Origin of the sequence: Cupriavidus sp. IK-TO18 (genome assembly GCF_015549295.1) — a bacterium.
In the GTDB taxonomy this organism is placed as follows: Bacteria; Pseudomonadota; Gammaproteobacteria; order Burkholderiales; family Burkholderiaceae; genus Cupriavidus; species Cupriavidus oxalaticus_A.
In genome coordinates, this window is sequence record NZ_JADGMP010000018.1 from 112,075 (window position 1) to 138,110 (window position 26,036).

Consider the following 26,036-nt stretch of genomic DNA (forward strand, 5'->3'; position numbering starts at 1 on the left):
TTCACCGACCGCTTGACTTGCAGGCGCCCCTCTCCCACAGGCGGGAGAGGGGTGCAATCAGAACCGACAATCCAAGAGACACCATGACGCAACCCGCCATCCTCGAACAGATCGCCAATACCACGCTCTACTGGGAAGACCTGGTGCCGGGCATGACCTACAGCACCTCGTCGCGCACCATCACCGAAGCCGACGTGGCCGCCTTTGCCGCGCTGACCGGCGACTTCAACAAGGTGCACGTCGACGCCGAATACGCCAAGGGCACCATCTTCGGCCAGCGCATCGCGCACGGCATGCTGGTGGCCTCCTTCATGGCCGGCCTGACTTCGCGCTCGATCCCGAACCAGTTCTTCGAAGGCTCGCTGTTCAGCGTGCTGGAAAACCGCCTGAAGTTCCCCAAGCCCACCTTCATCGGCGACACCATCCGCGTGGAGATCGAAGTCGTGGAGCAGAAGACCACCAGCCGCCCGGACCGCGGCATCATCGCGTTCCTGCGCAAGGGCATCAACCAGCGCGGCGAAGTGGTGGCCGAGATGGCTGCGACCTGTCTGTTCAAGCGCCGCACGCCAGGAGAGGCGCAATGAGCCAGCAGCCCATCTGGTTCAGCGACCTGTCGCGACTGGTCAACCCGCACTCCATTGTGCTGGTCGGTGCGTCCGAGAAACCGGACAGCATCGGTGGCCGCACGCTGGAAAACCTGACCACCTACTCGGAGTTCAAGGGCGACCTCTACCTGGTCAATCCAGGCCGCGCCGAGATCCACGGCAGGCCCTGCGTCGCATCGGTCAATGACCTGAAGCAAGCGCCGGACCTGGCCATCCTGGCCGTGCGCGCCGACGCCGTCATCCAGACCCTGCGCGATTGCGGCAATCTCGGCGTCAAGTTCGCGATCGTCTTCACTTCCGGCTTCGGCGAAACCGGCGAAGACGGCCGCGCCGTGGAAGCCGAAATGCGCGAGATCGTGGCCAGCACCGGCATGCGCATCTATGGCCCGAACTGTCCCGGCCTGAACAACATGAATGCGCGCCTGGGCCTGACCTTCTCGCCGGCGTGGCGCATCGACCGCCGTCCCGGCCCGATCGGCGTCGCCACCCAGGGCGGGGGGCTGGGCCGCTCGTTCATCCAGGCGATGGACCGCGGCGTGGGCGTGGGCCTGTGGTGCTCGGGCGGCAACGAGGTGGACCTTGAGGTCAGCGACTACATCCACTACATGGCCGACGCGCCCGACATCGAGGTGATCGTCACCACGCTGGAAGGCGTGCGCAATGGCCCGCGCTTCATGGCGGCAGCCCTGCACGCGGCCCGCCGCGGCAAACCCATCGTGGCAATCAAGGTCGGCAAGTCGGAGTACGGCGCCAAGGCGGCGCAATCGCATACCGCCGCCATCGCCGGCTCGGCCGAGATCAACAGCACGGTGTTCAGCCAGCTCGGCATCATCGAGGTGGACGACATCGACGAGCTGATCGACGTGGCCTCGCTGCTGTCGCGGCGCAAGCCCACCGGCAAGGAACAGCTGGCCGTGTACAGCTTCTCGGGCGGCACTGCGGCGCTGGCCTCCGACATGGTCGGCCTGGCGGGACTGAAACTGTCCGAGTTCGCCCCCGCGACCATCGAGGCCCTGCGCAACGCCCTGCCCGGCTTCGCCGCCTTCAACAACCCGGTGGACGTCACCGCCGAGGTGCTGGTGAACACCGAGGTCAGCTACGCCACGCTCAAGGCCACCGCCGCCGACCCCCACACCGACCTGGTGCTGGTGCCGATCCCGGTGGAATACGGCACGACCACCGCCATGCTGGCCGACAGCATGGTGCGGGTGCAGGCGGAAGAGACCAACACGCCGATCGTGCCGGTCTGGATGAGCGACCGCACCGGCGAAGGCCAGCGCAAGATGATCGATGGCGGGCTGATGCCGATGCGCGCGGTGGGCAACGCCGTGCTCGCCGTCCAGCGCTTCATCGAGTACGGCAAGTGGAAAGCCAGGTTCGAATGCGAATGGCGCCCGCTGGCCGAAGTGAGCAGCGCTGACGCGACCGCCAACCTCTCCGAAGCGCGGACCAAGGCGCTGCTGGAGAAGGCCGGCGTTCCGACGCCGGGAGGCATCGTGGCCCGCTCCCCCGCGGAGGCCGCGCTGGCCTTCCGCAACGTCGGCAACGGCAAGGCGGTCATGAAGATCGTCAGCGCGGCCATCACCCACAAGACGGACATCGGCGGCGTGCGCCTGGGCATTACCTCCGGCGGCGATGCCATGGCCGCGTACGAGGAAATCCATGCCAACGGCGCCAAGGCCTGCGATCCCTCGCAGATCGAAGGCGTGCTGGTCGAGCCGATGCTGCCCTCGCCGTTTGTCGAGGCCGTGGTGGGCATCCACCGCGACCCGGTGTTCGGCCACGTCTGCACCTTCGGCCTGGGCGGCGTCAGCATCGAGCTGTTCAAGGACGTGAGCCGTCGCCTGCTGCCGCTCACCCCGGCCTCGGCGCGCGAGATGATTGCCGAGACGCGCTGCTACGAACTGCTCAAGGGATACCGCGGTCAGCCGGCATTCGACATCGACGCGCTGGTCGACACGCTGGTGAAGCTCTCCGGCTTTGTCGCGAAACACGCGGGCAGCATCGAGGAACTTGAAATCAACCCCCTTGCGGTCCGGCCGCAAGGCCAGGGAGTGGCCGCGCTGGACGCCGTCCTCTCGTACCAGGGCACGGAGCCTTCCACATGGTAAAGACTGAAATCGGCTACACCACCACCGACACCATCATGGTGCGTGGCCTGAACCTCTCCACCGAGATCATCGGCAAGTTCGACTTTGTCGACATGATCTTCCACACCACGCTGTCGCGGCTGCCCACGCCGCGCGAGAAGGTCATGGTCAATGCCTTGCTGGTGACCACGGCCGACCATGGCATCACGCCCAGCTCACTGTCGGCCCGTCTCACCTACATCGGCGCGCCGGAAGCCCTGCAGGGGGCGGTGGCTACCGGCCTGCTCGGCGCGGGCAGCGTGTTCCTCGGCCCCATGCAGAACGCCGCCGAGATGCTTAACGAAGGCGCCAGCGAACTGGCGGACGACGCCACGGACGAACAGGTCCTGGAAGCTGCGCGCGCGCTCGTGCGCCGCTACAAGGAGCGCCGCCAGCAAGTATTCGGCGTGGGCCACCCGATCCACGTCGACGGCGACCCGCGCGTGCCCGCGCTGCGCGACCTGTCGCGCGAGCACGGCTACTACGGCCTGCACTGGCGCCTGATGGAAGCCATCGTTGCGGTGCTCAAGGAGCAGAACCGCAAGTTGCCGATGAACGTGGTGGGCGCGATCGGCGCGATCGTCGCGGCCATGGGCCTCGATCCGCTGATCGCTCGCGGCCTGGCCCTCGTGGGCCGGTCGGCCGGCCTGCTGGCCCATGTGCTCGAAGAGAAGACGCAACCGATGGCGCGCGAGGCATGGCAACTCGTCCTGAAGGACGATCCGCGCAACGAACTGCCGTAAAGACCGGCTCCAGGGCCGTCGAATACCCGAGGAAGAGACGATGCAGAGACTGACCGAAGAGCGGCGCATGATCCAGGAGGCCGCCCGCCAGTTCACGATGGAGCGCGTGCTGCCCATCGCCAACAAGCTGGACCCGGAGAAGGGCCAGATCCCGCGCGAGCTGATCGACGAGATGGCCGAACTCGGCTACTTCGGCATCCTGATTCCCGAGGAATACGGCGGCCTGGGCCTGGGCGCCTACGAGTACTGCCTGGTGGCCGAACAGCTTTCCCGCGGCTGGATGAGCGTAGGCAGCCTGATCGCCCGCGGCAACGGCCTGATCGGCGCGCTGAAGGCGCTGACCCCGGAGAAGAAGGCCGAGTACCTGCCGCGCATGGCGCGTGGCGAGTTCCTGGGCGCGTTCTCGCTGTCGGAGCCCAATGCGGGCTCCGATGTCGCCAATATTTCCTGCCGCGCCGTGCGTGACGGCGACGACTGGGTCATTACCGGCAGCAAGTACTGGTGCACGTTTGCCGACGAGTCGGACTTCATCCTCGTCATTTGCCGCACCGATCCGGTGGTCGACCCCAAGGCACGCCACAAGGGCCTGTCCGCCTTCATGATCGAGAAGCCCCGCGGCGAACTGCCGGAAGGCGTCAAGGGCAGCATTATTCCCAAGATCGGCTACCACGGCTGGACCACGTGGGAGCTGGCCTTCGACGGCTGCCGCGTGCCGCACTCGAAGATGGTCGGCGAGGAAGGCAAGGCGTTCTATCTCGCTACCGCCGGGCTCGAAACCGCCCGCGCCCATACCGCCGCACGTTCGATCGGCCTGGCACAGGGCGCGCTGGAAGACGCGATGCAGTACGCGAAGGACCGCGCCCAGTTCGGCAACCCGATCGGCAATTTCCAGGCCATCCGCTTCAAGATCGCCGACATGGCCACGCAGATCGAGGCGTCGCGCGCCCTGCTCTACACCGTGTGCGAGAAGATCGACGAAGGCGTGCGCGCCGACACCGAAGCGTCGATGGTCAAGCTGTTCGCCAGCGAGATGTGCGAGCGCGTGACCAGCGAAGGCCTGCAGATCCACGGCGGCGCCGGCTACACCACGCACTTCGCGGCCGAACGCTACTGGCGCGACGCACGCCTGACCAAGATCTTCGAAGGCACCTCCGAAATCCAGATGCGGATCATCTCGGACGCCCTCATGGGCAAGGTGACGGCATGACCGCCCGACCGCAGTGCGCGGGCGCGCTGGCCGGCCTGCGCGTGATCGACCTCACGCAGATGCTCGCCGGCCCGTTCTGCACGCAGATCCTGGCCGACCACGGCGCCGACGTCATCAAGGTCGAAACCATGACCGGCGACGGCACGCGCCTCACCGGCCCGTTCTGCGAAGACGACACGCTGCGCGACTACGGCGGCTATTTCCAGAGCGTCAACCGCAACAAGCGTTCGATTGCCGTGGACCTGAAGACGGCCGAGGGCATCAGCATCGTGCGCAAGCTGATCGATGGCGCCGACATCGTCGTCGAGAACTTCCGCGCCGGGGTGATGGAGCGGCTCGGACTGGCTTACGAAACGTTGCGCGAATCGAATCCGCGCCTGGTCTACGGCACCGTGCGCGGCTTCGGCGACCCGCGCTCGGGTGCCAGCCCCTATGCCGGGTGGCCCGCCTATGACGTGGTCTCGCAGGCCATGGGCGGCATGATGGGCATCACCGGGCCGGACCGCAGCACGCCGATGAAGATCGGCCCCGGCGTCGGCGACACGATCCCGGCACTGATGCTCTGCATCGGCATCCTGTCTGCCGTTCACCGCATGAAGGAGACCGGCCAGGGACAGTTCGTCGACGTGGCGATGACGGATGCCGTGCTGGCCATGTGCGAGCGCATCGTCTACCAGGCCTCGTACACGGGCGCGGTGCCCGGTCCGGAAGGCAACCGCCATCCGCTCTTGTGCCCGTTCGGCTTGTTCCGGGCACGCGACGGCTACGTGTCGATTGCCTGCGCGACCGACGCGCTGTGGGAAAAGCTCGCCGATGCCATCGACCGCCCCGAACTCGGCGCCGACCCGGCCTGGGCGACCAATGCGGCGCGTGTCGCCAACATGCAGCAGGTGATCGACGTGCTGGAGGGATTTACGTCGGTCCGCACCAAGGACGAGATCGCTGCCGTGCTTGGCGGCAAGGTGCCGTTTGGCCCGGTTTACACGTCGGCGGATGTGTTTGCCGATCCACACTACGCGGTGCGGGAGATGCTCGTCGAGGTCGAACAGCCCGGCTCCGCCCAGCCAGTGAAGATTGCCGGCGTGCCGGTCAAGCTTAGCGAAACACCCGGCGCGGTGCGCCGGCGCGCGCCGATGCTCGGCGAGCACACGGACGAGGTCCTGAGCGCGGCTGGCTATGCCACGGAAGACATCCATCGTCTGCGCAAGGGCTGCGTCGTGCGATAAAACCACCGGCGGGCTATCGGCAACCTACGAAATTTCGTATAGTTCCGCAGGTAACCGAATAGCTGCCCGCCTACCCATGCCCACCCTGATCCCTGCCGCCGGCCGCGCCATGGCGGTGTTCGAAGTCTTTGCCCGCGAACAGCGCGAACTGTCCAATTCGGACATGGCGCGCCTGCTGTCCCTGCCGGAGAGCAGCACCTCGGACCTGCTGCATACCTTGCAGACGCTCGGCTACCTGATGCGCACCACGCGCAGCCGGCGCTTCTACCCGACCGGGCGGCTGTTCGAGGTCGCCCGCCAGATCGCCGAGAACGATCCGCTCAGCTCCGTCGCGCAGGAAGCCGTGGAACAGGTGGGGGAGAGGACCAACGAAAGCGTCTTCTTCGGCGTACTGGACGCGGCCGCCGTCAAGGTGGTGGCGGTCCAGCCCAGCCGCCAGCCGCTGCGTTACATCATTGAAGTCGGCTCGCGGGCGGCCCTGCATGCCTCCGCGCTTGGCAAGGGCCTGCTGAGCCTGCTGCCGCCCGATGAGGCACGCGCCGCGCTGACGCGGAGCAACCTGCGCGCGCTCACCCCGCACACCATCGTCGACATCGACACGCTGATGGCCCAGATTGCCCGTGGCCACAAGCGCGGCTGGCATGAAGCCCGCGAAGAAGGCAGCGAAGGCGTGTACGGCCTGGCGGTCGTGGGGCTGCTGGGGACGCAACCAGCCGGCATCTCCCTGGCCGGCCCGGCGGAACGCATGAAGAAGAACCACGATGCCTATCTGGCCGCGCTGACCGAGGTGCGTGACGCGCTGATGGAGCCCGCATAAGCGCAGCCCTGCTGCGCCAGGGCACCATGAGGCGATACAGGCGATGTATTGCGCGACATACCGAAAGTATTTTTCACATCGCCCCGCCGTCCGTAGCATCGAATGGAACCCTGCCGGAGTCAGCGCCCCGGCAGGACTGCTTCCGGCCATTCCATTCGAACCCTCATGAACAGCTTCCTGGACCTCAAGCGCGAAGGCGCCGTTGCCCTGATCACCATGAACCGCCCGGAAACGCGCAATGCGATTTCCGACGACGACGCGGTCCAGGCGGTGGTCGAGATGTGCGAAACGCTCAACCACGACACATCGATCCGCGCCGCGATCCTGACCGGCTCGGGCTCGTCGTTCTCCTCTGGCGGCAACCTCAAGACCCTGCGCGACAAGATGGGCGGCGGACTGGGCGAACCCATCCGGTCCCGCCAGGCCTATCGCGACGGCATCCAGCGCGTGCCGCTCGCACTGGGCAGCCTGGAGGTACCGATCATCGCGGCGGTCAATGGCCCCGCCCTTGGCGCCGGCAATGACCTGGCCTGCCTGTGCGACATCCGCATTGCCTCCGAGCGGGCCGTGTTTGCCGCCACCTTCGTCAAGCTGGGCCTGATTCCCGGAGACGGCGGCGCATGGCTGCTGCCACGCGTGGTCGGCATGTCGCGCGCGTGCGAACTGGCGTTCACCGGCGACACCATCGATGCGCGCCAGGCGCTGCAGTGGGGCCTGGTATCGCAAGTAGTGCCGGCGGACGACCTGCTGGCCACGGCGACGGAGCTGGCGCAGCGCATCGCGCGCAACTCCGGCCACGCACTGCGCATGACCAAGCGCCTGCTGCGCGAATCGACCCACTCGCGGATGGACACCATCCTGGAAATGTCAGCCGGCTTCCAGGCACTGGCCCACCACACGGCGGAGCACGAAGCCGCGCTGGACGCATTCCTCGAGCGGCGCAGCTGACGGACGGCACGCCGGCCGCGGCCGGACAAGACAAGCAAAACAGGAGACGACATGGCAATTCCCCCCTTGAAGCGGTACCTGATCGCGACATCACTGGCGCTGGCCTCGATCACGGCCACGGCCCAGTCCGACTATCCGAATCGCGCGGTGAAGGTGATTGTCTCCCTGCCGCCCGGCAGCGGCGCCGATACGACCGCGCGCTTCATCTCCCAGCACCTGGCCGAGAAGTTCCGGCAGCCGTTCGTGGTCGAGAACCGCCCCGGCGCCAACAGCTTCATTGGCGCACGCGCGGTCACCGAAGCCGCGCCTGACGGCTACACGCTGTTCGTCGGCAGCAATTCGTCGATGGTGACCAATGTCGCGGTGTTCAAGAGCCTGCCGTACGACCCGGTCAGGGATTTCGTGCCGGTAGAACGGATCGCGCGCTTTGCCATGGTCGTCGTAGTGCCGGCAAGCTCGCCGTACAAGACCCTCGACAATCTCGTGGATGCCGCGCGCAAGGCGCCCGGCAAGCTCAATTACGCCAGCGGCAGCGCGGGCTACCAGGTGGCGGTGGAACTGCTCCATGAACGCTTCCGCATCAAGGGCAACCCGATCACCTACAAGGGGACGGCACCGGCCATGACCGACGTCGCCGCCGGCAATGTCGATTACTCGATCGGCGAAATCAGCTCGGTCCTGCCGCTGATTCGCGCCGGCCGCCTGCGTGCGCTGGCCGTCACCGACACGCAGCGCCTGAAGGAACTGCCGCAGGTACCCACGGTTGCCGAAAGCGGCGCGCCCGGTTTCGAAGTCTTCGCCTGGACCGGCGTCTTCGCGCCGGCGAAGGTGCCCGAAAAGATCGTCAAGGCACTCTCCGACGCCGTACGCGAAGCCATGCAGCAAAGTGACAGCGTGAAGTTCATCGAGAACCTTGGCGGCAGCGTGTTCACGGGCGGGCCGCAGCAACTCAGGCAGTTCCAGCTCGCGGAAATCCAGCGCACCCGCGAGATCGTCAAGACCGCCGGCATTCCCGTGGAATAACCCCACGCCGACACTACACAACCACCGCAAGAGGAGAACGATGGGCCCCCTCGCAGGCATGAAGATCATCGAACTGGCCGGCATCGGCCCCGGCCCCATGGCGGGCATGCTGCTCGCCGACATGGGTGCCGAGGTGCTGCGCATCGAGCGCCCCGGCGAAGCCGACCTGGGGGTCAGGCGCGAGCGCCGTTTCGACCTGATGCTGCGCAACCGCAAGTCGATCGCGCTCGACCTGAAAGACCCGCAGGCCGTGGCCATCGTGCTGGACCTCGTGGAACAGGCCGACACCCTGATCGAAGGCTTCCGCCCCGGCGTCACGGAACGCATGGGGCTGGGCCCGCAGCACTGCATGGCGCGCAACCCCAAGCTGGTCTACGGCCGCGTCACCGGCTGGGGCCAGACCGGGCCGCTGGCCCATACCGCCGGGCATGATGTGAACTACATCTCGCTCACCGGTGCGCTCAACGCCATCGGCGGACGCGGCCAGCCGCCCGCGATTCCGCCCGCCTACCTCGGCGATTTCGCTGGCGGCGCCATGTTCCTCGTCACAGGTGTCCTCGCGGCCCTGATCGAAGCCGGCAAGTCGGGACAAGGACAGGTCGTCGATGCCGCCATCGTCGACGGCGCCGCGGCGCTGGGCACCGTGTTCTATGGCATGACGGCGGCTGGCCAGTGGCGGCAGGAGCGGGGCACCAATGTGCTCGACTCCGGCGCCCACTACTACAACGTCTACCAGTGCCAGGACGGGCTCTGGATCTCGGTAGGACCAATCGAGGCACGCTTCTACCGCGACCTGCTGGCGCGGATCGGCATCGACGCCGCCAGCCTGGGCGAGCAGCTTGACGCCGGCAACTGGGAAGCCGCGCGCGAACGCCTGGCCGAAGTCTTCCGCACGCGTACCCGCGACGCGTGGTGCCAGTTGCTCGAAGGCACCGACGCCTGCTTCGCGCCCGTCCTGAACTACGAGGAGGCGCCCCGGCACTTCCACTTGAAGGCACGCGAGACCTTCATTGAAGTGGACGGCATTCCCCAGCCCGCCCCTGCCCCGCGCTTCAGCCGCACACCCAGCAGCCTGCCGGCCGCGCCAAGCGCGCCCGATGCGCGCCGCTATGGCGAGGTGCTGTCCGGCTGGCTGCCGCAAGCAAAGATCGACGCGTTGCTGACGCTCGCCGGCACCGGCGCATGAATGGCGCACGGGGCAATGCCGGATTGCGCATTGCCCCGGCTTCGCGCATAGTCGGCCGCGCGGCGATGATGCCGCGACCGACCCGTCTCATCCGCATGGACCTCCGTCAGATCAAGCAGGCGCTGGTGCTGAGCGAAACGCTCAATTTCCACCGCGCCGCCGAGCGGCTGCACATGGCGCAGCCGCCCCTGTCCACCGCCATCCGCAAGCTCGAGGAAGAACTGGGCGTCACGCTGTTCGAGCGGCTGCCTTCCGGCCTGCGCCTGACCCCCGTGGGCGAGACCGTGCTGCGCCAGATGCGCAACACCCTCTTCTTTGCCGACGAGATTCGCCGCGCCGCCAGCGAAGGCGAGCGTGGCGAACAGGGCAAGCTGCGCGTGGGCTTCGTCGGCTCGGCGGTGTACTCGCTGATGCCACGGATGATCCGCGCCTTCCGCCTGCGGTATCCGCGCGTCGACCTGGTGATCGAGGAATCCACCACGGTCGAGTTGCTGCGCCGGCTGGAGGAACACTCGCTCGACGTGGCGCTGGTGCGCTACCCGATCCTGGAGCGCTCCAGCGCCAGCGTCGTGCTGCTGCAGCCCGACCCGATGGTGCTTGCCGTCAGCACCGACTCCGCGCTGGCCGCGCGCGACGCGGTGGACGTGACGGAGCTCGGCGCCACGCCGTTCATCGTGTATTCGCGGACCTTCGTGCCGGCCATGTATTCGATGACGATGATGGCTTTTCATGAAGCCGGCATCCAGCCCCCCATCGCGCAGGAAGCGGTGCAGGTGCCATCCATCCTCGCGCTGGTGGAAAGCGGCCTCGGCGTGGCGCTGGTGCCCGCCACGGCGGCCAGGCAGGCCGGCGACGGGGTGAAGCTCGTTCCCCTGACCGGCATGCCGCAGAGGCTGGACCTTGGTATTGCGCTGGTGACGCTGCCCGAGACCGTCAACGCCACCACGCGCAACTTCGTTGCGCTTGCGCGGGAGATCATGCCCGGGCCGCCCGGCGCGCCTGCGCCGACGGCGTGCTGACGCGATGCATCGCGCGACGCGAGCCGCATTGGAAGGGATTCGGGGCAGCTGGCGGGGCCGTATGTGTGTCGGGGTCAGCATCCCTTGAAAACCGGCGCGCGCTTCTCGGCGAAGGCACGCAATCCCTCTTGCATGTCGTAGGAGCGCTGGTGGTCGCGGAACGCCAGCAGTTCATGACGCAGGGCGTCGGCCACCGTCTTGTCGGCCGCTTCGGCCGCCACGCTTTTCATGCGCGCCAGCACCAGCGGACTGCGTGCCGCCAGCTCTTCGGCCAGGGCCTGGGCGTGACCGGGCAGCTCGCTGTCCGGCACTACCTCGTTGACCAGGCCATGGCGCTCCATCTGCGCCGCCGTGAACGTGCGGCCGGTGAACAGCAGGTAGCGGGCCACGTTGGCCGGCAGCTTGCGCGGCAGCACGGCCGCGCCGCCGGCGCCCGGAAACACGCCGAAGTTGGCATGCGCATCGCCCAGCCGCGCCGACTCGGCCGCCACCACCAGGTCGCAGGCCAGCACCAGTTCCAGCCCGCCCGCCACCGCCAGGCCGTTGACGGCGGCGATCACGGGCTTCGGGAAGTTGCGCAGCGTGGCGAAGAATGCCGCCGCGATGTCGATGAAGTCAGGCTCACCGGGGGCCACCGGTACCGACACTTCCTTGAGGTCCGCGCCGGCGCAGAAGGCGCGGCCATTAGCGGCCAGCACCACCACGCGCACCGCGGGGTCGTCGCGCCACAGCCGCAGCTGCGCGTCGAGTCCGCGCATCAGCTCGCGGCTCAGGCTGTTCATGGCGCCGGGCCGGTCCAGGGTCAGCCAGCCGACGGCGCCGCGTAGTTCATGCAGATGGCTCATGGTCAGGCTCGGTTCAGCACAGCTCGACCGCCACGGCCGTGGCCTCGCCGCCGCCCAGGCACAGGCTGGCCATGCCGCGGCGCAGCTTGCGCTGCCTGAGCGCGTGGATCAGCGTGACCAGCAGCCGCGCGCCGGTGGCCCCCACCGGGTGGCCCAGCGCGCAGGCACCGCCATTGACGTTGAGCCGGTCATGTGAGATGCCCAGTTCCTGCAGCGTGACCAGCGTCACCATGGCAAATGCTTCGTTGACCTCGTAGAGATCCACGTCCTGCGCCGTCCAGCCCGCCTTGTCCAGCAGGCGGCGCATGGCGGCAGCCGGCGCATCGACGAACTGCTGCGGCGCCTGGGCATGCGTGGTGTGGCCGACGATGCGCGCGAGCGGGGCCAGGCCCTGGCGTAGCGCATCGCTTTCGCGCATCAGCACCAGCGCGGCGGCACCGTCGGAGATCGACGACGCATTGCCGGCGGTCACGGTGCCTTCCTTGCGAAACACGGGCTTGAGCTTGGGCAGCTTGGCAGCATCGCACTGGCCGGGTGTTTCGTCGCGGGTCAACAGCGTCTCTTCCCCTTTGCGCTTCAGCACAACCGGGGCGATCTCGTCGTCGAACGTGCCTTCCTGCACGGCGCGCTGCGAGCGCAGCAGGCTTTCGCGGGCGTAGGCGTCCTGCGCTTCGCGGCCAATGCCGCGCTCCTGCGCGGAGAGATCGGCGTAATAGCCCATCAGGTGGCCTTCGTAGGCATCCTCCAGGCCATCGCAGTACATATGGTCCAGGAACTGGCCATGCCCGAGGCGATAGCCATGCCGCCCGCGCGGCACGATGTAGGGGGCATTCGTCATGGACTCCATGCCGCCTGCCACCGCCACCGAACAGGTGCCGGCCAGCAGCAGGTCGTGCGCCAGCATCACGGTCTTCATGCCCGAGCCGCACATCTTGCTCAGCGTGGTGGCGGGCGTTGACACCGGCAGGCTAGCGCCCAGCACGGCCTGGCGCGCCGGTGCCTGGCCCACGCCCGCGAACAGGCAGCAGCCCATGATGGCCTCGTCGACCGAGGCGGGATCGACACCCGCCTCCGCCACGGCAGCGCGGATGGCTACGGCGCCCAGTTCCGGCGCCTTGTATTGCGCCAGCGCGCCGTTGAACGCCCCGATCGGCGTGCGCTTCGCAGCGACGATCACGATGGAATCAGTTTTCCGCATGTCAGGCTCCGCAAATCAAGGGGTCAGGACGCGGCAGGTGCCAGCTGCAGCCGCACGAAGTCCAGGATCTCCTGGCCGGCGCCGGTCGGCTGCGCGAACAGCGCATCGCCAAGCGCGGTGGCGCAGGCGGTTTCCGTGCCCGCGCAGGCACGCCATTCATGCAGCCGTCGCGTGAACAGCCCGAGCGCGAGTTCTTCGGTGATGCCGATGGCACCGTGCACGGCGTGCGCGATGGCGGCGACACGGCTGGCCGCCTCGCTGCAGCGCAGCTTGGCGGTGGCCGCCAGCAGCGGACGCGGCAGGTAGCCGTCGGCGGCGCAGCCCAGGCGCGCGCCGAAGACCGACGCGTTGGCCTGCTCGGCCAGCACGCTCAGTTCCTGCTGCATCGCCTGGAACTGCGAGATCGCGCGGCCGAACTGCTGGCGGTCGTTGACGTAATCGATGCTCATGGCCTGGATGCGCGCCATGGCGCCGGCCATGCCCGCGGCATGCACGGCGTTGCAGATGGCCACCACGTCTTCCACGCCAGCCGGCAGGCGGCGCATGCCCTGTGCCGGCGAATCCCAGCGCAGCGTGGCCGATGCCTGCGGACGGTAGGCGCCGGGCGTGGCATGCGCGAGCTGGCGCGGCATCAGCAGCCACTCGCCGCGCCAGCCCACCAGCACCTGGTGCGCCAGCGCGCCGCCCGGCACTTCGCGGCAGACGATGGTGTCGCCCGGCTGCGCCAGTGCCGGGGCCATGGCGATGCACTCGCCCGCGTGCCCATGCCCGGCGCTTGCCAGGATGGCGCGTGCGACCGCCGTCTCGGCGAACGGATGGCTCAGGCCGGCGCGGCCGGCGGCCAGGAACAGCGCAAAGGCGTCGGTCAGCGACAGGCCTGCCCCGCCCTGCTCCGCGGGCACGAGCGCGTCGGTATAGCCGAGCGTATCGATGGCGGCCCATTGTGCGTCGGCGCCTTCGCCGCTCTCGCTGCGCCGCACTTGTTCGTCCGTGCACAGGCCGGCCAGCGCGCGCTCGAAGCCTTCGATCAGGGAATCAGTCATGATGTGTGTCGTCTCAGCGAAGTCCGAGGGAGCGCGCGATGATGCCGCGCAGGATCTGGCGCGTGCCGCCGCGCAGCGAGAAGCTCGGGCACAGCTGCGTGATATAGGCGTGCGCACGCAGCAGGTCCCCGGACGGCTGGAACGCGGGCATCTGCTCCATCGCCTCGCTGATCCAGCCAGGCACGGTCTGCTCGAACTCCGTGCCGAGGTCCTTGACATAGGACGCGTCGATTTCCGGGTTCTCGCCCTTGTCGAGCCGGTCGGCCACGGCCAGCGACATCGCCCGCAGCACCGCCATGCGGCCCGCGATGCGGCCCGCGATCGCCTTGACCGAATCCGGCACCGGCAGGCCGGATGCCTTCACCTCGGCCAGCCATGTCTCGGCCAGCATCAGGCTGGTCAGGATGCGTTCCGGGCCGCTGCGCTCGAAGGCCAGCTCGGCGGTGACCTGCTTCCAGCCCGAGCCCTCTTCGCCAATCAGTGCATCGGCCGGCAGGTCCACGTCTTCGAACACCACCTCGCAGAAGTGGCCGTCGCCGGCCAGGTCGCGGATCGGGCGCGCGGTGATGCCGGGCAGGCTCAGATCGATCAGTACCTGCGACAGGCCCTTGTGGCGGTCGCCATGCTGGCCCGAGGTGCGCACCAGCGCGCACATGTACTGGGCACGGTGGGCGTTGGTCGTCCAGATCTTGCGGCCATTCAGGCGCCAGCCAGTCTCGGTGCGCACCGCGCGGGTACGCACCGAGGACAGGTCCGAGCCTGTGTCCGGCTCGCTCATGCCGATGCAGATGAAGATCTCGCCGCGGATCAGCCTAGGCAGGAAGAACTGCTTCTGCGCTTCGCTGCCGCAGTGGAGGATCAGCGGCGCGGTCTGGCGGTCGGCAAACCAGTGTGCCGACACCGGCGCCCCGGCGGCGATCAGCTCCTCCACCAGCACGAAGCGTGCAAATGCGCTGCGCCCGGCGCCGCCGTACTGGGGCGGCAGGGCAAGGCCGATCCAGCCCCGCTCGCCAAGGGCGCGGCTGAACTTTGCATCGAAGCCCATCCACGTGCGCGCACGCACGGGTGCCGGCACGTCGCGCAGCGCCGATTGCAGGAATTCGCGGATGGGGGCTCGCAGCGCCTCATCCTCGGACGGGATGCTGACGAGCGGAAAGGAATCGAGGGTCGAGTTCAATGGTGCTTCCGGTATCGGGTATTGGTTCGGTTCATGCGCCGGCGTTGGCGGCAAGGCGCGTGGCGCCCTGCCTGGCCAGCTCGCGGATGTCTTCGTCGGTGTAGCCGGCCTCGGCCAGCACCTGGGCGCTGTGTTCGCCCAGGCGCGGCGCCTGCCGCGTGACCGTTGGCTGCGACTTCGACCATTGCGAGGGGATCGCCATCGAGCGGATCGCCCCTTCGCTCGGGTGTTCGACCACGTCGAAGAAGCCCACTGCGTCGAGGTGCGGATCCGCCATCAGCGAATCCACCGTGTGCAGCTGCATCACCGGCATGTCGGCGGCTTCCAGCACTTCGGTCCATGCCGCCGTGGTGCGCGTCGGCATGATCTCGGCCACCATGCGGTACAGCTCGTGGATATGCTTGTTGCGCTCGACGATGGAGCTGAAGCGCGGATCGCTGTCCATCAGGTCCGGCTGCCCGATCAGCGCCAGGAACTTGCGCCACTGCTTGTCGTTGTAGAGCAGCACGCACAGGTAGCCGTCCTGCGTCCGGTACGGGCGGCGGTGTTCGTTGAGGATGCGCGAATAGCCGCTCGGGCCGATCGGCGGTTCGAAGGTCAGCCCGCCCATGTGGTCGCCCAGGATGAACTGGGCCATGGTCTCGAACATGGGCACGTCGACCGACTGGCCTTCACCCGTACGCTCGCGGTGATAGAGCCCGGCAGTCACTGCATTGACCGCTGCCAGGCCGACGATGCGGTCCGCGATCGCGCTCGGCGCGTAGCGCGGCACGTCGCTGCCGGCCTGCCTGGCCAGCGTGGGAATTGCGACCGCGCCCTGGATCAGGTCGTCGTAGGCGGATTTGGCCGCGTACGGGCCGCCCTGCCCGTAACCGTACAGGCCCACGTACAGGATGCGCGGATTGACCTTCGCCAGGTCCTCGTAGCTCAGGTTCAGCCGCGCCATGGCCTGCGGCCGCACGTTGTAGATCAGCACGTCGGCATCGGCGGCGATACGCAGCAGCGCCTCGCGCCCGGCCGGGGCCTTCAGGTCCAGCACGATGCTGCGCTTGCTGCGGTTGGCATGCAGGAAGATCCCCGACATGCCGGCGTGGCGGCGCGGGCCGACTTCGCGCACGGTGTCGCCGTCAGGCGGCTCGACCTTGATCACATCGGCGCCCAGGTCGCCCAGGATCTGCGTGGCGTAGGGGCCCATCAGCACCGTCGTCATGTCGACGATGCGCACGCCGTGCAACGGGCCGCTCATGCCGGGCTCCCTGCCCGCACCGCGGCAAGAGAGTGCAATGCGGTGGGTGTCATCGTGCCTCCTTGAATCGTGTTGAAGGAGATGCTACGGAAGCACGGACGCCGAGAAAAATACTTTGTGTATGTCGATCAATACATGGCTTGTATCGGCGCCCACCAGTGTGGGGCGCCGATCGGGCGCGGCTCCTGACCGCCCGTACGGGACCGGTGCTGCCCCGCACCGGCGGAAAGATGCGGGGAACCCCGGTCCGGCAGGTTCCCCGCGCGCACTGCGCAACAGCCTGACGGCGTCAGAAGACGTGGCGAATGCCGGTGGTCACGCCGACCATGGCCTTCTGTCCGGCCATCATCGGATAGCCGTAAAGGAACAGCGTCTGCGACGAGTCGAAGTTCAGGCCAGCATTGCGCGAATAGGCCGCCGCCAGGTAAACGTCGGTGCGCTTGGACAGGTTGTAGTCCGCCAGGAACGACACCTGCCACGGATTGGCCGGATTGCTGCCGGATGCGGTCGGCCCCAGGCTCAGGCGCTTGAAGTCCGCGTAGTAGTACGCCAGCGAAAGCCCCAGTGCCTTGGTGGCCTGGTAGTTGACCCCGGCCCAGTAGTAGTCGTCGCGCGCCAGCGTATTGCCGTTGGCAAAATCCACCTTGGCCCAGCGGTAGCCCACCATCGCCTTGAACGGGCCGGTGGCATAGCTGAACGCGGTGCCAACCTTGCGGCTTTCCCCCGGCTGGCCCGAGGTGACGGTCGGATTCCATTCGTCGTAGGCGACGGTGGCGCCGAAGCCATTGCTTAACCAGGTGAGCGATGCGCCATAGCCCTTGTTGTCGCGGAACGCGCCGGGGACTTCGCCGGCACCGCCATTGGCCAGCGCGGTCGAGCCGATCGCCGGTACGCCGACGCCGAACGAGTAGTGGGCAACCGCCTGCAGCGGACCGAACTGGCCGACATACTTGACCACGTTGTCCTCGCGGTAGTTCGTGCCCAGTTGCCATGCCACCGGCTCATACGTCGAGGCAAAGCGCAGCGGGGCGAAGTTGGCCATGCCTTCGAAGAACGAGGTGTACTGCCGACCCAGCATCAGCTTGCCGTAGGGCTTGTTCTGCAGGCCGACAAACGCCTGGCGGCCGAAGATCCGCCCCGACTGGACGGCACCAGTGTCCCAGGCGAAACCGCTTTCCAGCACGAAAATGGCACTGGTGCCGCTGCCCAGGTCCTCCACGCCGCGCAGGCCCCAGCGCGAAGGCGACAGGCCGCCCAGCGTCGGCATCCCGAAGCGTTTGCCGCCATTCGCGGAATGCACCAGCTGGCCATTGACGACGGTCGGCTGCGCCGTCGCGACGCGATTCACATACTCGATGGACCCGTCGACCACCCCGTACAGCGTCACGCTGGAATTTGCCCGGGCCGTCGCGCCAAATCCCCCAAGGGCGCCGAGCGCCGCCAGGGCGAAAATCGTCTTCCTCATTTCTTGTCTTCTCCTTGTCAATCGTCTGCGCCAGACGCAAGCGTGTCGCTTCCCGTCTGGCACGGGCACGCCTCCTCCTGAAGCGCGGCGCACGGCGTTTGCTCCGTGTGCGCGGTGACTAGGAGAACATTGCGCTGGCATCCCGACACCCCCCTGTCGGGAGGCGTTGGCCCTGCCCACACCCCCCCTCAGGTCGAGGGGGGACAAGCGTGGCAAAGCCCTGCTTCGATTTCGTCGGCAAAAAAAACTCCGGCACACGTGCCGGAGCGAGACACCCACCACGTCGAGCCCGTGATGGGCATGGAGACAGCTTGTTCAGCGCTGCGCCAGGGAAGCCACGCCGCTTTATGTCGCGCCATTTGTGCAACAGGCCCGGGATTCAGCAAGGGATCTTTTGGTCTGACCATCAGCCTTGCGGCGGCCCATAGCACACACCGAGCGTGGGCAGGCATATCAGGATTGCGCCTCCCGCTCCCAGTCAAAGCGTGCCGGCTTGCCATGGAGGAAGGCGTCGACTGCCTCGGCGTAATACGGCACGGCCGACGCCAGCGCCTGTGCCTGGCACTCCAGCTCCAGCAGGGTGTCGTAGGAGCTTTCGAACGTGCGGTTGAGCGCGCGCTTCATCAGCGCGAGCGCTTCCTGCGGAGCGGCTACGAAGCGACGCGCAAAGCGCCTCGCTTCCTCGCCCAGGTGCTCAGCGGGATGGATGGCATGCACGATGCCGCAACGCCTGGCATCGATCACTTCGAGCCGCCGTCCGGTGAACATCAGTTCCTTGGCAAGCATCATCCCCACGGCGCGCGGCAGCGCATACAGCGAGCCCATGTCCGGCAGCAGGCCCACCTTGGCGAACGACATGCAGAATGACGCACGCTCCGACGCCAGCACGAAGTCGGCCGCCAGCGCCAGCGAAAACCCCGCGCCGGCCGCAGGCCCGTCCACCGCCGCGATCACCGGGATCTCAAGGTCGCGCAGCCGCCGCAGCCACTTGTGGATGTCCTGCAGGCGGCGGCGCATGGCCTCCGGCGCCCGCGCCGACGGATCGGGGCTGGCGAAGATGTTCTGGATCGACTTCAGGTCGCCGCCCGCGCAGAAGCTGCCGCCCGATCCGGTCAGGATCAGCGCGCGGATGCTACGGTCGCCTTCCACGCAGTCAAGCATGTCGTGGTAGTCCTGGCGCATCTCCAGCGTCAGGGCATTGCGCGACGCCGGGCGCTGGTGGGCGAACTCGGCCACGCCGTCCGCAATGCAAAGGTGGCTGTGGCGCAACGGGATCTGCTGGGGCTGCATCGTCGTCTGTCCTCCGGGAATGGATGTGCGCTCGGCTCGTTCGGCATCGCTGTGCACCGGAAAGCCCGTGGCAGCAGTGTGGCGCGACCCCGTGTGTTGCAGCCCCCCTCATCTCAAGGGGGATCACCCCGGCGTTGCCAATGAATCGGCGCCTAAGCGCGTGAGGCGCCCCCAGTGGTGGGGGGCGTTCGCGGCCATGCTCCCGCTTAATGTGGATGGCATCGGCAATGCAGGCTGGCCAGCCGGCCGCCACCCATCGGAGAGCCTTCATGAACTTTGCACCCGACCCCAATCTCGAAGTGTTCCGTCAGCAGGTACGGGACTTCCTGCGGCAACACCAGCCGGCCGACCTGCCGCCGCGCAAGGACGGGCTGCGTTCGCCGCGGGCCGACGTAGTGCGCTGGCAGCGCATCCTCAATGGCCAGGGCTGGGGCGCCCCTTACTGGGCCTCGGAGCACGGCGGCACCGGGTGGAGCGTGCAGCAGCGCCTGGTGTTCGACGAGGAATGCGCGGCAGCCGGCACGCCTTCGCAGGATTCGTTTGCGCAGAAGCTGGTCGGCCCGGTGCTGAACCAGTTCGCCACGCCCGAGCAGAAGGCCGAACACCTGCCGCCGATCTTCAACGGCGACCGCCTCTGGTGCCAGGGATTTTCAGAGCCCGGCTCCGGTTCCGACCTCGCCTCGCTGCGCACGCGCGCCGAACGCGACGGTGACCACTACGTGATCAATGGCCAGAAGATCTGGACCAGCTATGCGCATCACGCGGACTGGATCTTCCTGCTGGTGCGCACCGACCCGAGCGTCAAGAAGCAGTCGGGCATCAGCTTCCTGCTGGTGGACATGAAAACCCCGGGCATCACCGTGCGGCCGATCATCAGCATCGACGGCTGCCACCACCTCAACGAGACCTTCTTCGACAATGTGCGCGTGCCGGTAAAGAACCTCGTCGGCGCCGAAGGCGAAGGCTGGAAGATCACCAAGTTCCTGCTCAACAACGAGCATGCCTCCACGGCCGACCTGCCCACGCTGCGCCGCCTGCAAGGCCAGATACGGGACCTGTCGCACACGGCACAGGCGGGCAGCGTGTCGCTGTCGGACCGGCACGAGTTCCTGCTGCGCATGTCTCGCTATGACGCCGAACTCAAGGCCATCACCGTCATGGTCCAGCGTGTCGCGGCGATGGAGCAAGACCACAGTCCGGCGGCCCATGCGATGGGCTCGATGCTGAAGATCCGCGGCACCGAACTGCAGCAGCGGATGAGCGAATTCCTCGTGGAAACGCTGGGCGATCACGGTGCCGTGGCGTATCCGGGTGTCCATGCGGAGCGTTCGGCAGACAAGCCGGCATTGCCGCTGGCGGATGTCGCGCAAGGCATGGCATCGGAGATGTTCTTCCGCCGCGCCACCACGATCTACGGTGGCACCAGCGAGGTTCAGCGGTCCATCATTGCGAAGTCGCTGTTCCAGTTCTGATTCTGAGTCTTGCCGAAGCGCTGAAACGAAGTGCCCCCACCGGAATCGTGGGGGCGTTTGCCGCGTGAACCGCGTGTAGCCACGCCCGGTGCAACGGCACCGGTCAGGTCACGTACTTCCAGTAGGCATCCTTCGACAGCAGCTTGCCGTCGGCGACGCGGAACACGTCGAGCCCCATCGCATCGATTGCCCGGCCGTCTTCCGCCTTGCCGCGCACGCGGTAGCGCAGCAGAACCACGTCGCCAAGGATCTCCATGCTGCTGTCGGAGAACCTTACGCCTTGCCCGGCCGCCTGTTCGGCGAACCGCTCGCGCAGGTAGCCGTGCGTGGCCTCCCTGCCCTGCAGGCATTTGCCGCGCGGATCGCCGGTGCCGGCGGGCAGTTGCCAGATGAAGTCATCGGCAAGGCAGGCGGCGGCTGCGTCAGCATCGCCCGCGCGGAATGCGGCGCCGAATGCCGCCATCAGCGCCTTCACTTCGGATTCAGTCATGGGTATCTCCATTCAGGACAGGATCGGGATTCGGAAAGGTCCAGGGCTGCGCTGCCTCAAGCGCGCGCGCGGCGCGCAGCACGAGCGCGTCCGCATGCGCGGGACCGACGATCTGCAGCGCCACGGGCAGGCCGGCGCGCGTGAAGCCGCAAGGCACGCTGGCCGCGGGTTGCTGCGTCAGGTTGAAAGGCAGGCAGAACGGCGCCGACCACGTGGTGCCGACTTCGGGGGCCGGCGCGGCCAGCGTGGGCGTGACAAGCAGGTCGTAGCGCTCATGGAACCGGCCCAGCATGACGCCAAGCTCGCGGCGCCGGTCCATCGCATCCAGGTAAGCGGTGGCGTCGAGCGCGCGGCCGCGTGCGGCGGACTCGTGCAGCGCGGGCTCGAGCAGCGGCAGCCGTTCGGCGGGGATGCCGCGCAGCAGCCGTGCGACACCCGCATCCCACAACGGCCGAAAGACCTCCACAGGATTGCCGAAGCCGGGATCCGCATCCTCGACGCTGGCCCCAAGGGCAGCCAGCCGCCGAACCGCCCGTTCGCAGATCGCGGCCACTTCCGGGTCAACCTGGACGTAGCCGAGCGTGCTGCTGTAGGCCACGCGCAATCCCGTCACGCCATCGTCCAGACCGGTGCACCAGTCCCGATCCTCATGCGGCAAGGCATGCCAGTCGCGCACGTCACGTCCGCCGATGACATTGAGCAGCAATGCGGCGTCCGCGACCGTGCGCGCCATCGGGCCGAGGTGGAAGAGCGTACCGGAATGCGCCGGCGGATGGCATGGCACGCGCCCGAAGCCCGGCTTGAAGCCGAATACGCCGCAGGCCGCCGCCGGGGCGCGAATGGACCCGCCGCCGTCGCTGGCGACATGCAGCACACCCATCCCCAGCGCCGTGGCAGCGGCAGCACCGCCACTGCTGCCACCGGACGTGTGGCCCGTGTGCCATGGATTGCGCGTGACGCCGGCAAGCCGGCTTTCGGTGACGCCCTTCGCGCCAAACTCGGAGGTATTGGTCTTGCCCAGCAGCACGGCCCCGTGCTCGCGCAGGCGTGCCGCCGCAGGACAGTCTTCCGGCTGTGGGGCATCACCGGTGGCAAGGCTTCCCATGCGCGTCGGCCAGCCTTGCACGTGGAGCAGGTCCTTGAAGGTCACCGGCACGCCATCGAGCGCGCCACGCGGACTCCCGCGCGCCCAGCGTGCTTCGGATGCGCGTGCCTGCTCGCGCGCGCCGTCCGCATCCACATGCCGGAAGGCGTTGACGACGGGATCGAGCCGCGCCACGCGGTCGAGCACCGCGTCCAGTACCTCGACGGGTGACAGGTCGCGGCTCGTGTAGCGTTGCAGCAGTCCGGTAGCGGAAAGATCAGCGGGATGGGTCATGATGCTCATGGACTCCGGTCAGAAAAGCCATACCACCCCGCCACCGCAATCAGGCACAGCGAGGTGACCACACGCAACGCCCGTTGGGGCAGCCGCCGCGCCACCATGCGGCCAAGCCAGGCGCCGGCCAGCAAGGCCGCGCCGGTCTGCACCGCCAGCATCACGGGCAACTGCCCGGCCAGCAGATGGGCCGTGCTGGCGGCAACGGCAACGGGAAGCTGGATGGCCATGGCGGCCGCCACCGACGGAACGGGCGGCGCGCGCCACAGCGTCAGCAGGGGGAGCAGGATCACAGGTCCGCCCGTGCCGGACATGGCCGAGGCAAAGCCCACGGCCAGCCCCAGCGCGGCCAGCGTTGCCTGCCCAGGCATCTGGCGCGGCGCGGCACCGGATGCCCAAGCCGCCGACACCAGGCCATAAAGACCGGACGCCGCGGCCAGCAGCGCCAGCCCTGTGCGCGCAGCACCGGCCGGCACGGCGAGAATCGCGAGGCCGCCGGCCAGCGCACCGGCCAGGGCCGCGCCATGCAACGGCCACGTGGCGTCGCCAGCCGGCATTTGCCGGCGCGCGGCGCGCCAGCCGAGCAGTCCGGTAGGCAGGAATGCCATGCTGGCAGCCGCAATGGCCACCGGCTGCGGCACCCCGGCCACCGCCGACAGCACGGGCACGACGAGCACGCCGCCGATCGACGTCGCGCCGATCGCCACGCCGCACAGCAGAAGCAGCCCATCGGCCAGCCAGGTTTCCATGTTGCCTCGCCCGGCTTCAGTCGATTCTCGCGCCGGACGCCCGGATCAGGCGTTCCGTCACGGGCACCGTGGCATCGAAGTCGCGCCGGAACTCGGCGGCGCTGGTGCCGAGCGCGTACATGCCGAAGATCTGGAAGCGCGCCTTCATCGACGTGGTTTGCACGGCGGCGCGCACCTCCTGCTCAAGCCGGGCCAGCACCGCGGGCGGCACGTTCGCAGGCGCGAGCATCGCGGCCCAGCCAACCGGCCTGTACTCCGGCTGCGGGAAGCCGGACTCGGACATGGTCGGCACGTTCGGCAGTTCCGCCGGCCGGCGGTCGCCCAGCACCGCCAGGGGCCGCAGGCGCCCGTTCTGGATGTGCGGTGCCATCACGCCCACCGTACCGATCGCCCAGTCCAGCTGGCCGCCGATCAGGTCCTGGACCATCGGCGACTCTCCCTTGTACGCGACATGCGTCATGTCGAGGCGGTTCGATTCACTGAAGTACGAGCCCATCAGGTGCGCCGCCGATCCCACGCCATACGAGCCGTAGGTCACGCTGCCCTTGTGCTGCTGCGCCCAGGCCATGAACTCCTTCACCGTCTTCGCCGGCACCTTCTGCGGATTGACCGCGAGCACGAGTTGCCCGGTGCAGATCTGCGAGACGAAGGTCAGGTCGCGCCTCACGTCATACGGCACCTTCGCGTACATGAAGGGGGCCGTGAGGACCGGTCCGGATGCGGTCACCAGCACCGTGTAGCCATCGGGCGCGGCGCGGGCGACGTACTGCGTGCCGAGCATGCCCCCGGCGCCGGGCTTGTTGTCGACGATGACGGGCTGGCCCATCTGCCTGCCCACGACTTCGGCCAGCGCGCGCGCAATGGAATCCACGGCGCCGCCCGCCGCGGCCGGCACGACAAAGGTGATCGGCCGGCTCGGATATGAATCGGCCTGTGCGGCCGCGCTGACAGCCAGCGCGACGGCGCCGAGGAGTGCCTTCCATTTCATGACTGCCTCCTTTTATCGTTCGGTTCAGAGCGGACGGTCGCCGATGATGGTCGCGCGCATCATGCGCCGCACGGCCGGGAAGTAATCCTGGATCGCGTAGTGCTGGGTCGAGCGGTTGTCCCAGAACGCGATGGTGTTGGGACGCCAGCGCAGCCGCATCTGGTACTCGAGGATGGCCGGCTGGCGGAAGAGATAGTCGAGCAGGTCCTGCTTTTCGGACTGGGACTCGAACGCGCCGCGTACCGGATTGCGCGCCCGGAAATTGGCGAAGTGGGTCGCGAAGGCGGAATTGATGTAGAGAATCTTCTCGCCGCTCTCGGGGTGGGTCCGTACCACCGGATGCGTGGCGGGCGGGAACTGCCGATGCTGCTCCGGGGTCATCTTGTCGCCGAAGGCGGGGCGGATGTCGTGCACGGCGAACAGCCCCTCGATCTGCTGCTTGCGGTGCTCCGGCAGCCGCTCATAGGCCAGCGCCATGTTGACCCAGACCGTATCGCCGCCTATCGCGGGACATTCGACGCAACGCAGCATCGACGCCATCGACGGAATCTCGCGCCACGATACGTCGCTGTGGTACCCGTTCTCCATGGCGGGGCGCTTGTCGTCGCCGCCGAGCAGGACGAGCTCCGGAAACTCCTGGTGGTGCGGGAAGGTGGGATGGACCTCCAGTTCCCCGAAGCGGCGCGCCAGCCCGACATGCTGCGCCGGCGTAATGTCCTGTTCGCGGAACACCAGTACCTTGTGCTCCACCAGCGCGCTGCGCAGGGCCCCGATGGTCCCGTCATCAAGCGGCGCCGTCAGGTCGATATTGCCGATCTCGGCCCCGAGTGCGGGCGAGATGCGGCTGACCGTGAACGATGATTGCAGGACCGAGGCGTGAACGACTGCGGGGGCGGATTTGGGGGCTTCTGCAGCGTGGACCGTACTCATGGCTTGTCTCCAATTTATAATCGGTATTACATTTTTGGATGACCCCATCGCCCGATGCAAGCGGCAGCGCGGGTGGGCCGGGAAAACCACGACGAGACTTAAGAACCCATTTCAAGCGCGGAAAAGATCATGACAAGACGCAAGCCCCTGTCCGCACTGGAAGGGCAGCCCGGCTTCATCCCCCCGCGCTACAGCCGTGCGGGGCTGACCACAGACGCGCTGCTGCGGGCCGGACGCGACCTGCTGTGCCTGCGCGGCATCGACAGCGTGACCATTCAGGAGGTGTGTGCCGCAGCCTGCGTCACCACGGGCGCGTTCTACGGCCGGTTCGACAGCAAGGAGGCGTTCTTCCGCGCACTGCAGGCAACGGCGGAACAGGACTCGCATCTGTCGATGCAAGCGCGGCTGGCGGCGCTGAAGGAGGAAGGGAACTGGACTCTGGAAACAGGGGTCCACGCGCTGCTGGCGGAGCTGCGGCGCATCGTGCTGCGAAATCAGGGCGTGCTGCGCGCGACGCTGCTCGAAGCACACGGCAGCGCCTGGCCACGCTTCAAGGAGGGGCGGCACGAATTCATTGAAGCGGCGACGCCAGTACTCATGCGGCTGCACGGCGAAGGTGACCCGGCGCTGCTGGAACGGCGCATCCGTATTGCCTTCCAGTTCGCCTTCGGCAGCATCATCAACGCCATGCTCAACAACCCGGGACCGCTGCGGCTGGCGAGCCGGGAATTCGACGACGAACTGGCGCGGGCCTTCTGCGCCTATCTGCGCGCCTGAGCGTTGCGCAGAGAGTGCGGCAGATGCCCCGCATGGCGGTGATCCGCGACGAAGGCAGAGGTGCTCGGGCAAACCACCCGAAACA

General features: G+C 67.7%; 24 protein-coding genes. 12 read left to right on the forward strand and 12 right to left on the reverse strand.

Features of this window, described 5'->3' with window-relative positions:
• The first annotated feature begins 83 nt into the window (after positions 1–83).
• The 10 genes from IPF36_RS15940 to IPF36_RS15985 all read left to right on the forward strand — a co-directional run bounded on the left by IPF36_RS15940 (position 84) and on the right by IPF36_RS15985 (position 10,903).
• Entirely contained in the window at positions 84–584 is a 501-nt protein-coding gene (locus tag IPF36_RS15940) for a MaoC/PaaZ C-terminal domain-containing protein (protein WP_133092632.1), read from the forward strand.
• Positions 581–2,716: an acetate--CoA ligase family protein gene (locus IPF36_RS15945; protein WP_195428734.1), complete on the forward strand. Its 2,136-nt coding sequence runs from the start codon at positions 581–583 to the stop codon at positions 2,714–2,716. Before IPF36_RS15940 ends, IPF36_RS15945 begins: the two co-directional genes overlap by 4 nt.
• On the forward strand, positions 2,710–3,477 hold the full coding sequence (locus IPF36_RS15950; RefSeq protein ID WP_195428735.1) for a citryl-CoA lyase: 768 nt from the start codon (positions 2,710–2,712) through the stop codon (positions 3,475–3,477). The genes IPF36_RS15945 and IPF36_RS15950 overlap by 7 nt, the downstream gene beginning before the upstream one ends.
• Positions 3,478–3,517: 40 nt before the next feature.
• On the forward strand, positions 3,518–4,684 hold the full coding sequence (locus IPF36_RS15955) for an acyl-CoA dehydrogenase family protein (RefSeq protein WP_133092635.1): 1,167 nt from the start codon (positions 3,518–3,520) through the stop codon (positions 4,682–4,684).
• The gene (locus IPF36_RS15960; protein ID WP_133092636.1) at positions 4,681–5,910 is read left to right on the forward strand and encodes a CaiB/BaiF CoA-transferase family protein; all 1,230 of its coding nucleotides are present in this window, start codon (positions 4,681–4,683) and stop codon (positions 5,908–5,910) included. The genes IPF36_RS15955 and IPF36_RS15960 overlap by 4 nt, the downstream gene beginning before the upstream one ends.
• A gap of 76 nt (positions 5,911–5,986) precedes the next feature.
• Complete coding sequence (locus tag IPF36_RS15965; RefSeq protein ID WP_133092637.1) at positions 5,987–6,727, forward strand: IclR family transcriptional regulator; 741 nt, start codon at positions 5,987–5,989, stop codon at positions 6,725–6,727.
• 165 nt (positions 6,728–6,892) lie between these two features.
• Positions 6,893–7,675, forward strand: coding sequence for a crotonase/enoyl-CoA hydratase family protein (locus IPF36_RS15970; protein WP_133092638.1), 783 nt, complete (start codon positions 6,893–6,895; stop codon positions 7,673–7,675).
• Positions 7,676–7,726: 51 nt separating this feature from the next.
• Positions 7,727–8,698, forward strand: a complete 972-nt coding sequence (locus IPF36_RS15975) for a tripartite tricarboxylate transporter substrate binding protein (protein ID WP_133092639.1) — start codon at positions 7,727–7,729, stop codon at positions 8,696–8,698.
• Between the two features lie 40 nt (positions 8,699–8,738).
• Positions 8,739–9,884 (forward strand): CaiB/BaiF CoA-transferase family protein, encoded by a 1,146-nt coding sequence (locus IPF36_RS15980; RefSeq protein ID WP_133092640.1) that lies wholly within the window; start codon positions 8,739–8,741, stop codon positions 9,882–9,884.
• Between the two features lie 95 nt (positions 9,885–9,979).
• Complete coding sequence (locus IPF36_RS15985; protein WP_195428736.1) at positions 9,980–10,903, forward strand: LysR family transcriptional regulator; 924 nt, start codon at positions 9,980–9,982, stop codon at positions 10,901–10,903.
• 74 nt (positions 10,904–10,977) lie between these two features.
• Here the strand turns inward: IPF36_RS15985 and IPF36_RS15990 are convergent, their stop codons facing one another.
• The 7 genes from IPF36_RS15990 to IPF36_RS16020 all read right to left on the reverse strand — a co-directional run bounded on the left by IPF36_RS15990 (position 10,978) and on the right by IPF36_RS16020 (position 19,167).
• The gene (locus tag IPF36_RS15990; RefSeq protein ID WP_133092642.1) at positions 10,978–11,748 is read right to left on the reverse strand and encodes an enoyl-CoA hydratase/isomerase family protein; all 771 of its coding nucleotides are present in this window, start codon (positions 11,746–11,748) and stop codon (positions 10,978–10,980) included.
• A gap of 13 nt (positions 11,749–11,761) precedes the next feature.
• Positions 11,762–12,946 carry an acetyl-CoA C-acyltransferase gene (locus tag IPF36_RS15995; RefSeq protein WP_133092643.1) on the reverse strand — a complete coding sequence of 395 codons (1,185 nt, stop codon included), beginning with the start codon at positions 12,944–12,946 and terminating at the stop codon, positions 11,762–11,764.
• A 23-nt stretch (positions 12,947–12,969) separates the two neighbouring features.
• Entirely contained in the window at positions 12,970–13,989 is a 1,020-nt protein-coding gene (locus IPF36_RS16000; protein WP_195428737.1) for an acyl-CoA dehydrogenase family protein, read from the reverse strand.
• A gap of 13 nt (positions 13,990–14,002) precedes the next feature.
• Entirely contained in the window at positions 14,003–15,166 is a 1,164-nt protein-coding gene (locus IPF36_RS16005; protein WP_195428738.1) for an acyl-CoA dehydrogenase family protein, read from the reverse strand.
• Between the two features lie 31 nt (positions 15,167–15,197).
• Entirely contained in the window at positions 15,198–16,412 is a 1,215-nt protein-coding gene (locus IPF36_RS16010) for a CaiB/BaiF CoA-transferase family protein (protein WP_133092646.1), read from the reverse strand.
• A 289-nt stretch (positions 16,413–16,701) separates the two neighbouring features.
• Positions 16,702–17,877 carry a porin gene (locus IPF36_RS16015; protein WP_133092647.1) on the reverse strand — a complete coding sequence of 392 codons (1,176 nt, stop codon included), beginning with the start codon at positions 17,875–17,877 and terminating at the stop codon, positions 16,702–16,704.
• Positions 17,878–18,330: 453 nt separating this feature from the next.
• Complete coding sequence (locus IPF36_RS16020; protein WP_195428739.1) at positions 18,331–19,167, reverse strand: enoyl-CoA hydratase/isomerase family protein; 837 nt, start codon at positions 19,165–19,167, stop codon at positions 18,331–18,333.
• 269 nt (positions 19,168–19,436) lie between these two features.
• Here IPF36_RS16020 and IPF36_RS16025 point away from each other — a divergent pair, with 269 nt between their 5' ends.
• Positions 19,437–20,639, forward strand: a complete 1,203-nt coding sequence (locus IPF36_RS16025; protein WP_195428740.1) for an acyl-CoA dehydrogenase — start codon at positions 19,437–19,439, stop codon at positions 20,637–20,639.
• A gap of 103 nt (positions 20,640–20,742) precedes the next feature.
• On the opposite strand, the gene IPF36_RS16030 is transcribed toward IPF36_RS16025, so the two are convergent.
• Genes IPF36_RS16030 through IPF36_RS16050 form a run of 5 tightly spaced genes read right to left on the reverse strand, consistent with a single transcriptional unit; the run spans position 20,743 to position 25,174 of the window.
• Positions 20,743–21,129, reverse strand: a complete 387-nt coding sequence (locus IPF36_RS16030; protein WP_195428741.1) for a nuclear transport factor 2 family protein — start codon at positions 21,127–21,129, stop codon at positions 20,743–20,745.
• Positions 21,122–22,516 (reverse strand): amidase, encoded by a 1,395-nt coding sequence (locus IPF36_RS16035; protein ID WP_218959598.1) that lies wholly within the window; start codon positions 22,514–22,516, stop codon positions 21,122–21,124. Before IPF36_RS16035 ends, IPF36_RS16030 begins: the two co-directional genes overlap by 8 nt.
• Positions 22,513–23,256 carry a sulfite exporter TauE/SafE family protein gene (locus IPF36_RS16040; RefSeq protein ID WP_133092651.1) on the reverse strand — a complete coding sequence of 248 codons (744 nt, stop codon included), beginning with the start codon at positions 23,254–23,256 and terminating at the stop codon, positions 22,513–22,515. The genes IPF36_RS16035 and IPF36_RS16040 overlap by 4 nt, the downstream gene beginning before the upstream one ends.
• Before the next feature lie 16 nt (positions 23,257–23,272).
• Entirely contained in the window at positions 23,273–24,244 is a 972-nt protein-coding gene (locus tag IPF36_RS16045; protein WP_133092652.1) for a tripartite tricarboxylate transporter substrate binding protein, read from the reverse strand.
• 24 nt (positions 24,245–24,268) lie between these two features.
• Positions 24,269–25,174: a TauD/TfdA family dioxygenase gene (locus IPF36_RS16050; protein ID WP_195428742.1), complete on the reverse strand. Its 906-nt coding sequence runs from the start codon at positions 25,172–25,174 to the stop codon at positions 24,269–24,271.
• Positions 25,175–25,303: 129 nt separating this feature from the next.
• Between IPF36_RS16050 and IPF36_RS16055 the strand changes: the two genes are divergently transcribed.
• The gene (locus IPF36_RS16055; RefSeq protein WP_133092654.1) at positions 25,304–25,951 is read left to right on the forward strand and encodes a TetR/AcrR family transcriptional regulator; all 648 of its coding nucleotides are present in this window, start codon (positions 25,304–25,306) and stop codon (positions 25,949–25,951) included.
• Positions 25,952–26,036: the final 85 nt, after the last annotated feature.

Excerpts from the sequence above, each read along its gene's own strand:
- IPF36_RS16020 (WP_195428739.1), bottom strand. The coding sequence starts at position 19,167 with ATGCAGCCCCAGCAGATCCCGTTGCGCCACAGCCACCTTTGCATTGCG.
- IPF36_RS16000 (WP_195428737.1), bottom strand. The coding sequence starts at position 13,989 with ATGACTGATTCCCTGATCGAAGGCTTCGAGCGCGCGCTGGCCGGCCTG.
- IPF36_RS15955 (WP_133092635.1), top strand. The coding sequence starts at position 3,518 with ATGCAGAGACTGACCGAAGAGCGGCGCATGATCCAGGAGGCCGCCCGC.
- IPF36_RS15960 (WP_133092636.1), top strand. The coding sequence starts at position 4,681 with ATGACCGCCCGACCGCAGTGCGCGGGCGCGCTGGCCGGCCTGCGCGTG.
- IPF36_RS15970 (WP_133092638.1), top strand. The coding sequence starts at position 6,893 with ATGAACAGCTTCCTGGACCTCAAGCGCGAAGGCGCCGTTGCCCTGATC.
- IPF36_RS15945 (WP_195428734.1), top strand. The coding sequence starts at position 581 with ATGAGCCAGCAGCCCATCTGGTTCAGCGACCTGTCGCGACTGGTCAAC.
- IPF36_RS15980 (WP_133092640.1), top strand. The coding sequence starts at position 8,739 with ATGGGCCCCCTCGCAGGCATGAAGATCATCGAACTGGCCGGCATCGGC.
- IPF36_RS16055 (WP_133092654.1), top strand. The coding sequence starts at position 25,304 with ATGACAAGACGCAAGCCCCTGTCCGCACTGGAAGGGCAGCCCGGCTTC.
- IPF36_RS16010 (WP_133092646.1), bottom strand. The coding sequence starts at position 16,412 with ATGAGCGGCCCGTTGCACGGCGTGCGCATCGTCGACATGACGACGGTG.
- IPF36_RS15950 (WP_195428735.1), top strand. The coding sequence starts at position 2,710 with ATGGTAAAGACTGAAATCGGCTACACCACCACCGACACCATCATGGTG.
- IPF36_RS16040 (WP_133092651.1), bottom strand. The coding sequence starts at position 23,256 with ATGGAAACCTGGCTGGCCGATGGGCTGCTTCTGCTGTGCGGCGTGGCG.
- IPF36_RS16050 (WP_195428742.1), bottom strand. The coding sequence starts at position 25,174 with ATGAGTACGGTCCACGCTGCAGAAGCCCCCAAATCCGCCCCCGCAGTC.
- IPF36_RS15995 (WP_133092643.1), bottom strand. The coding sequence starts at position 12,946 with ATGCGGAAAACTGATTCCATCGTGATCGTCGCTGCGAAGCGCACGCCG.
- IPF36_RS16035 (WP_218959598.1), bottom strand. The coding sequence starts at position 22,516 with ATGAGCATCATGACCCATCCCGCTGATCTTTCCGCTACCGGACTGCTG.
- IPF36_RS15985 (WP_195428736.1), top strand. The coding sequence starts at position 9,980 with ATGGACCTCCGTCAGATCAAGCAGGCGCTGGTGCTGAGCGAAACGCTC.
- IPF36_RS15940 (WP_133092632.1), top strand. The coding sequence starts at position 84 with ATGACGCAACCCGCCATCCTCGAACAGATCGCCAATACCACGCTCTAC.
- IPF36_RS16045 (WP_133092652.1), bottom strand. The coding sequence starts at position 24,244 with ATGAAATGGAAGGCACTCCTCGGCGCCGTCGCGCTGGCTGTCAGCGCG.
- IPF36_RS16025 (WP_195428740.1), top strand. The coding sequence starts at position 19,437 with ATGAACTTTGCACCCGACCCCAATCTCGAAGTGTTCCGTCAGCAGGTA.
- IPF36_RS15990 (WP_133092642.1), bottom strand. The coding sequence starts at position 11,748 with ATGAGCCATCTGCATGAACTACGCGGCGCCGTCGGCTGGCTGACCCTG.
- IPF36_RS16015 (WP_133092647.1), bottom strand. The coding sequence starts at position 17,877 with ATGAGGAAGACGATTTTCGCCCTGGCGGCGCTCGGCGCCCTTGGGGGA.
- IPF36_RS16030 (WP_195428741.1), bottom strand. The coding sequence starts at position 21,129 with ATGACTGAATCCGAAGTGAAGGCGCTGATGGCGGCATTCGGCGCCGCA.
- IPF36_RS15965 (WP_133092637.1), top strand. The coding sequence starts at position 5,987 with ATGCCCACCCTGATCCCTGCCGCCGGCCGCGCCATGGCGGTGTTCGAA.
- IPF36_RS15975 (WP_133092639.1), top strand. The coding sequence starts at position 7,727 with ATGGCAATTCCCCCCTTGAAGCGGTACCTGATCGCGACATCACTGGCG.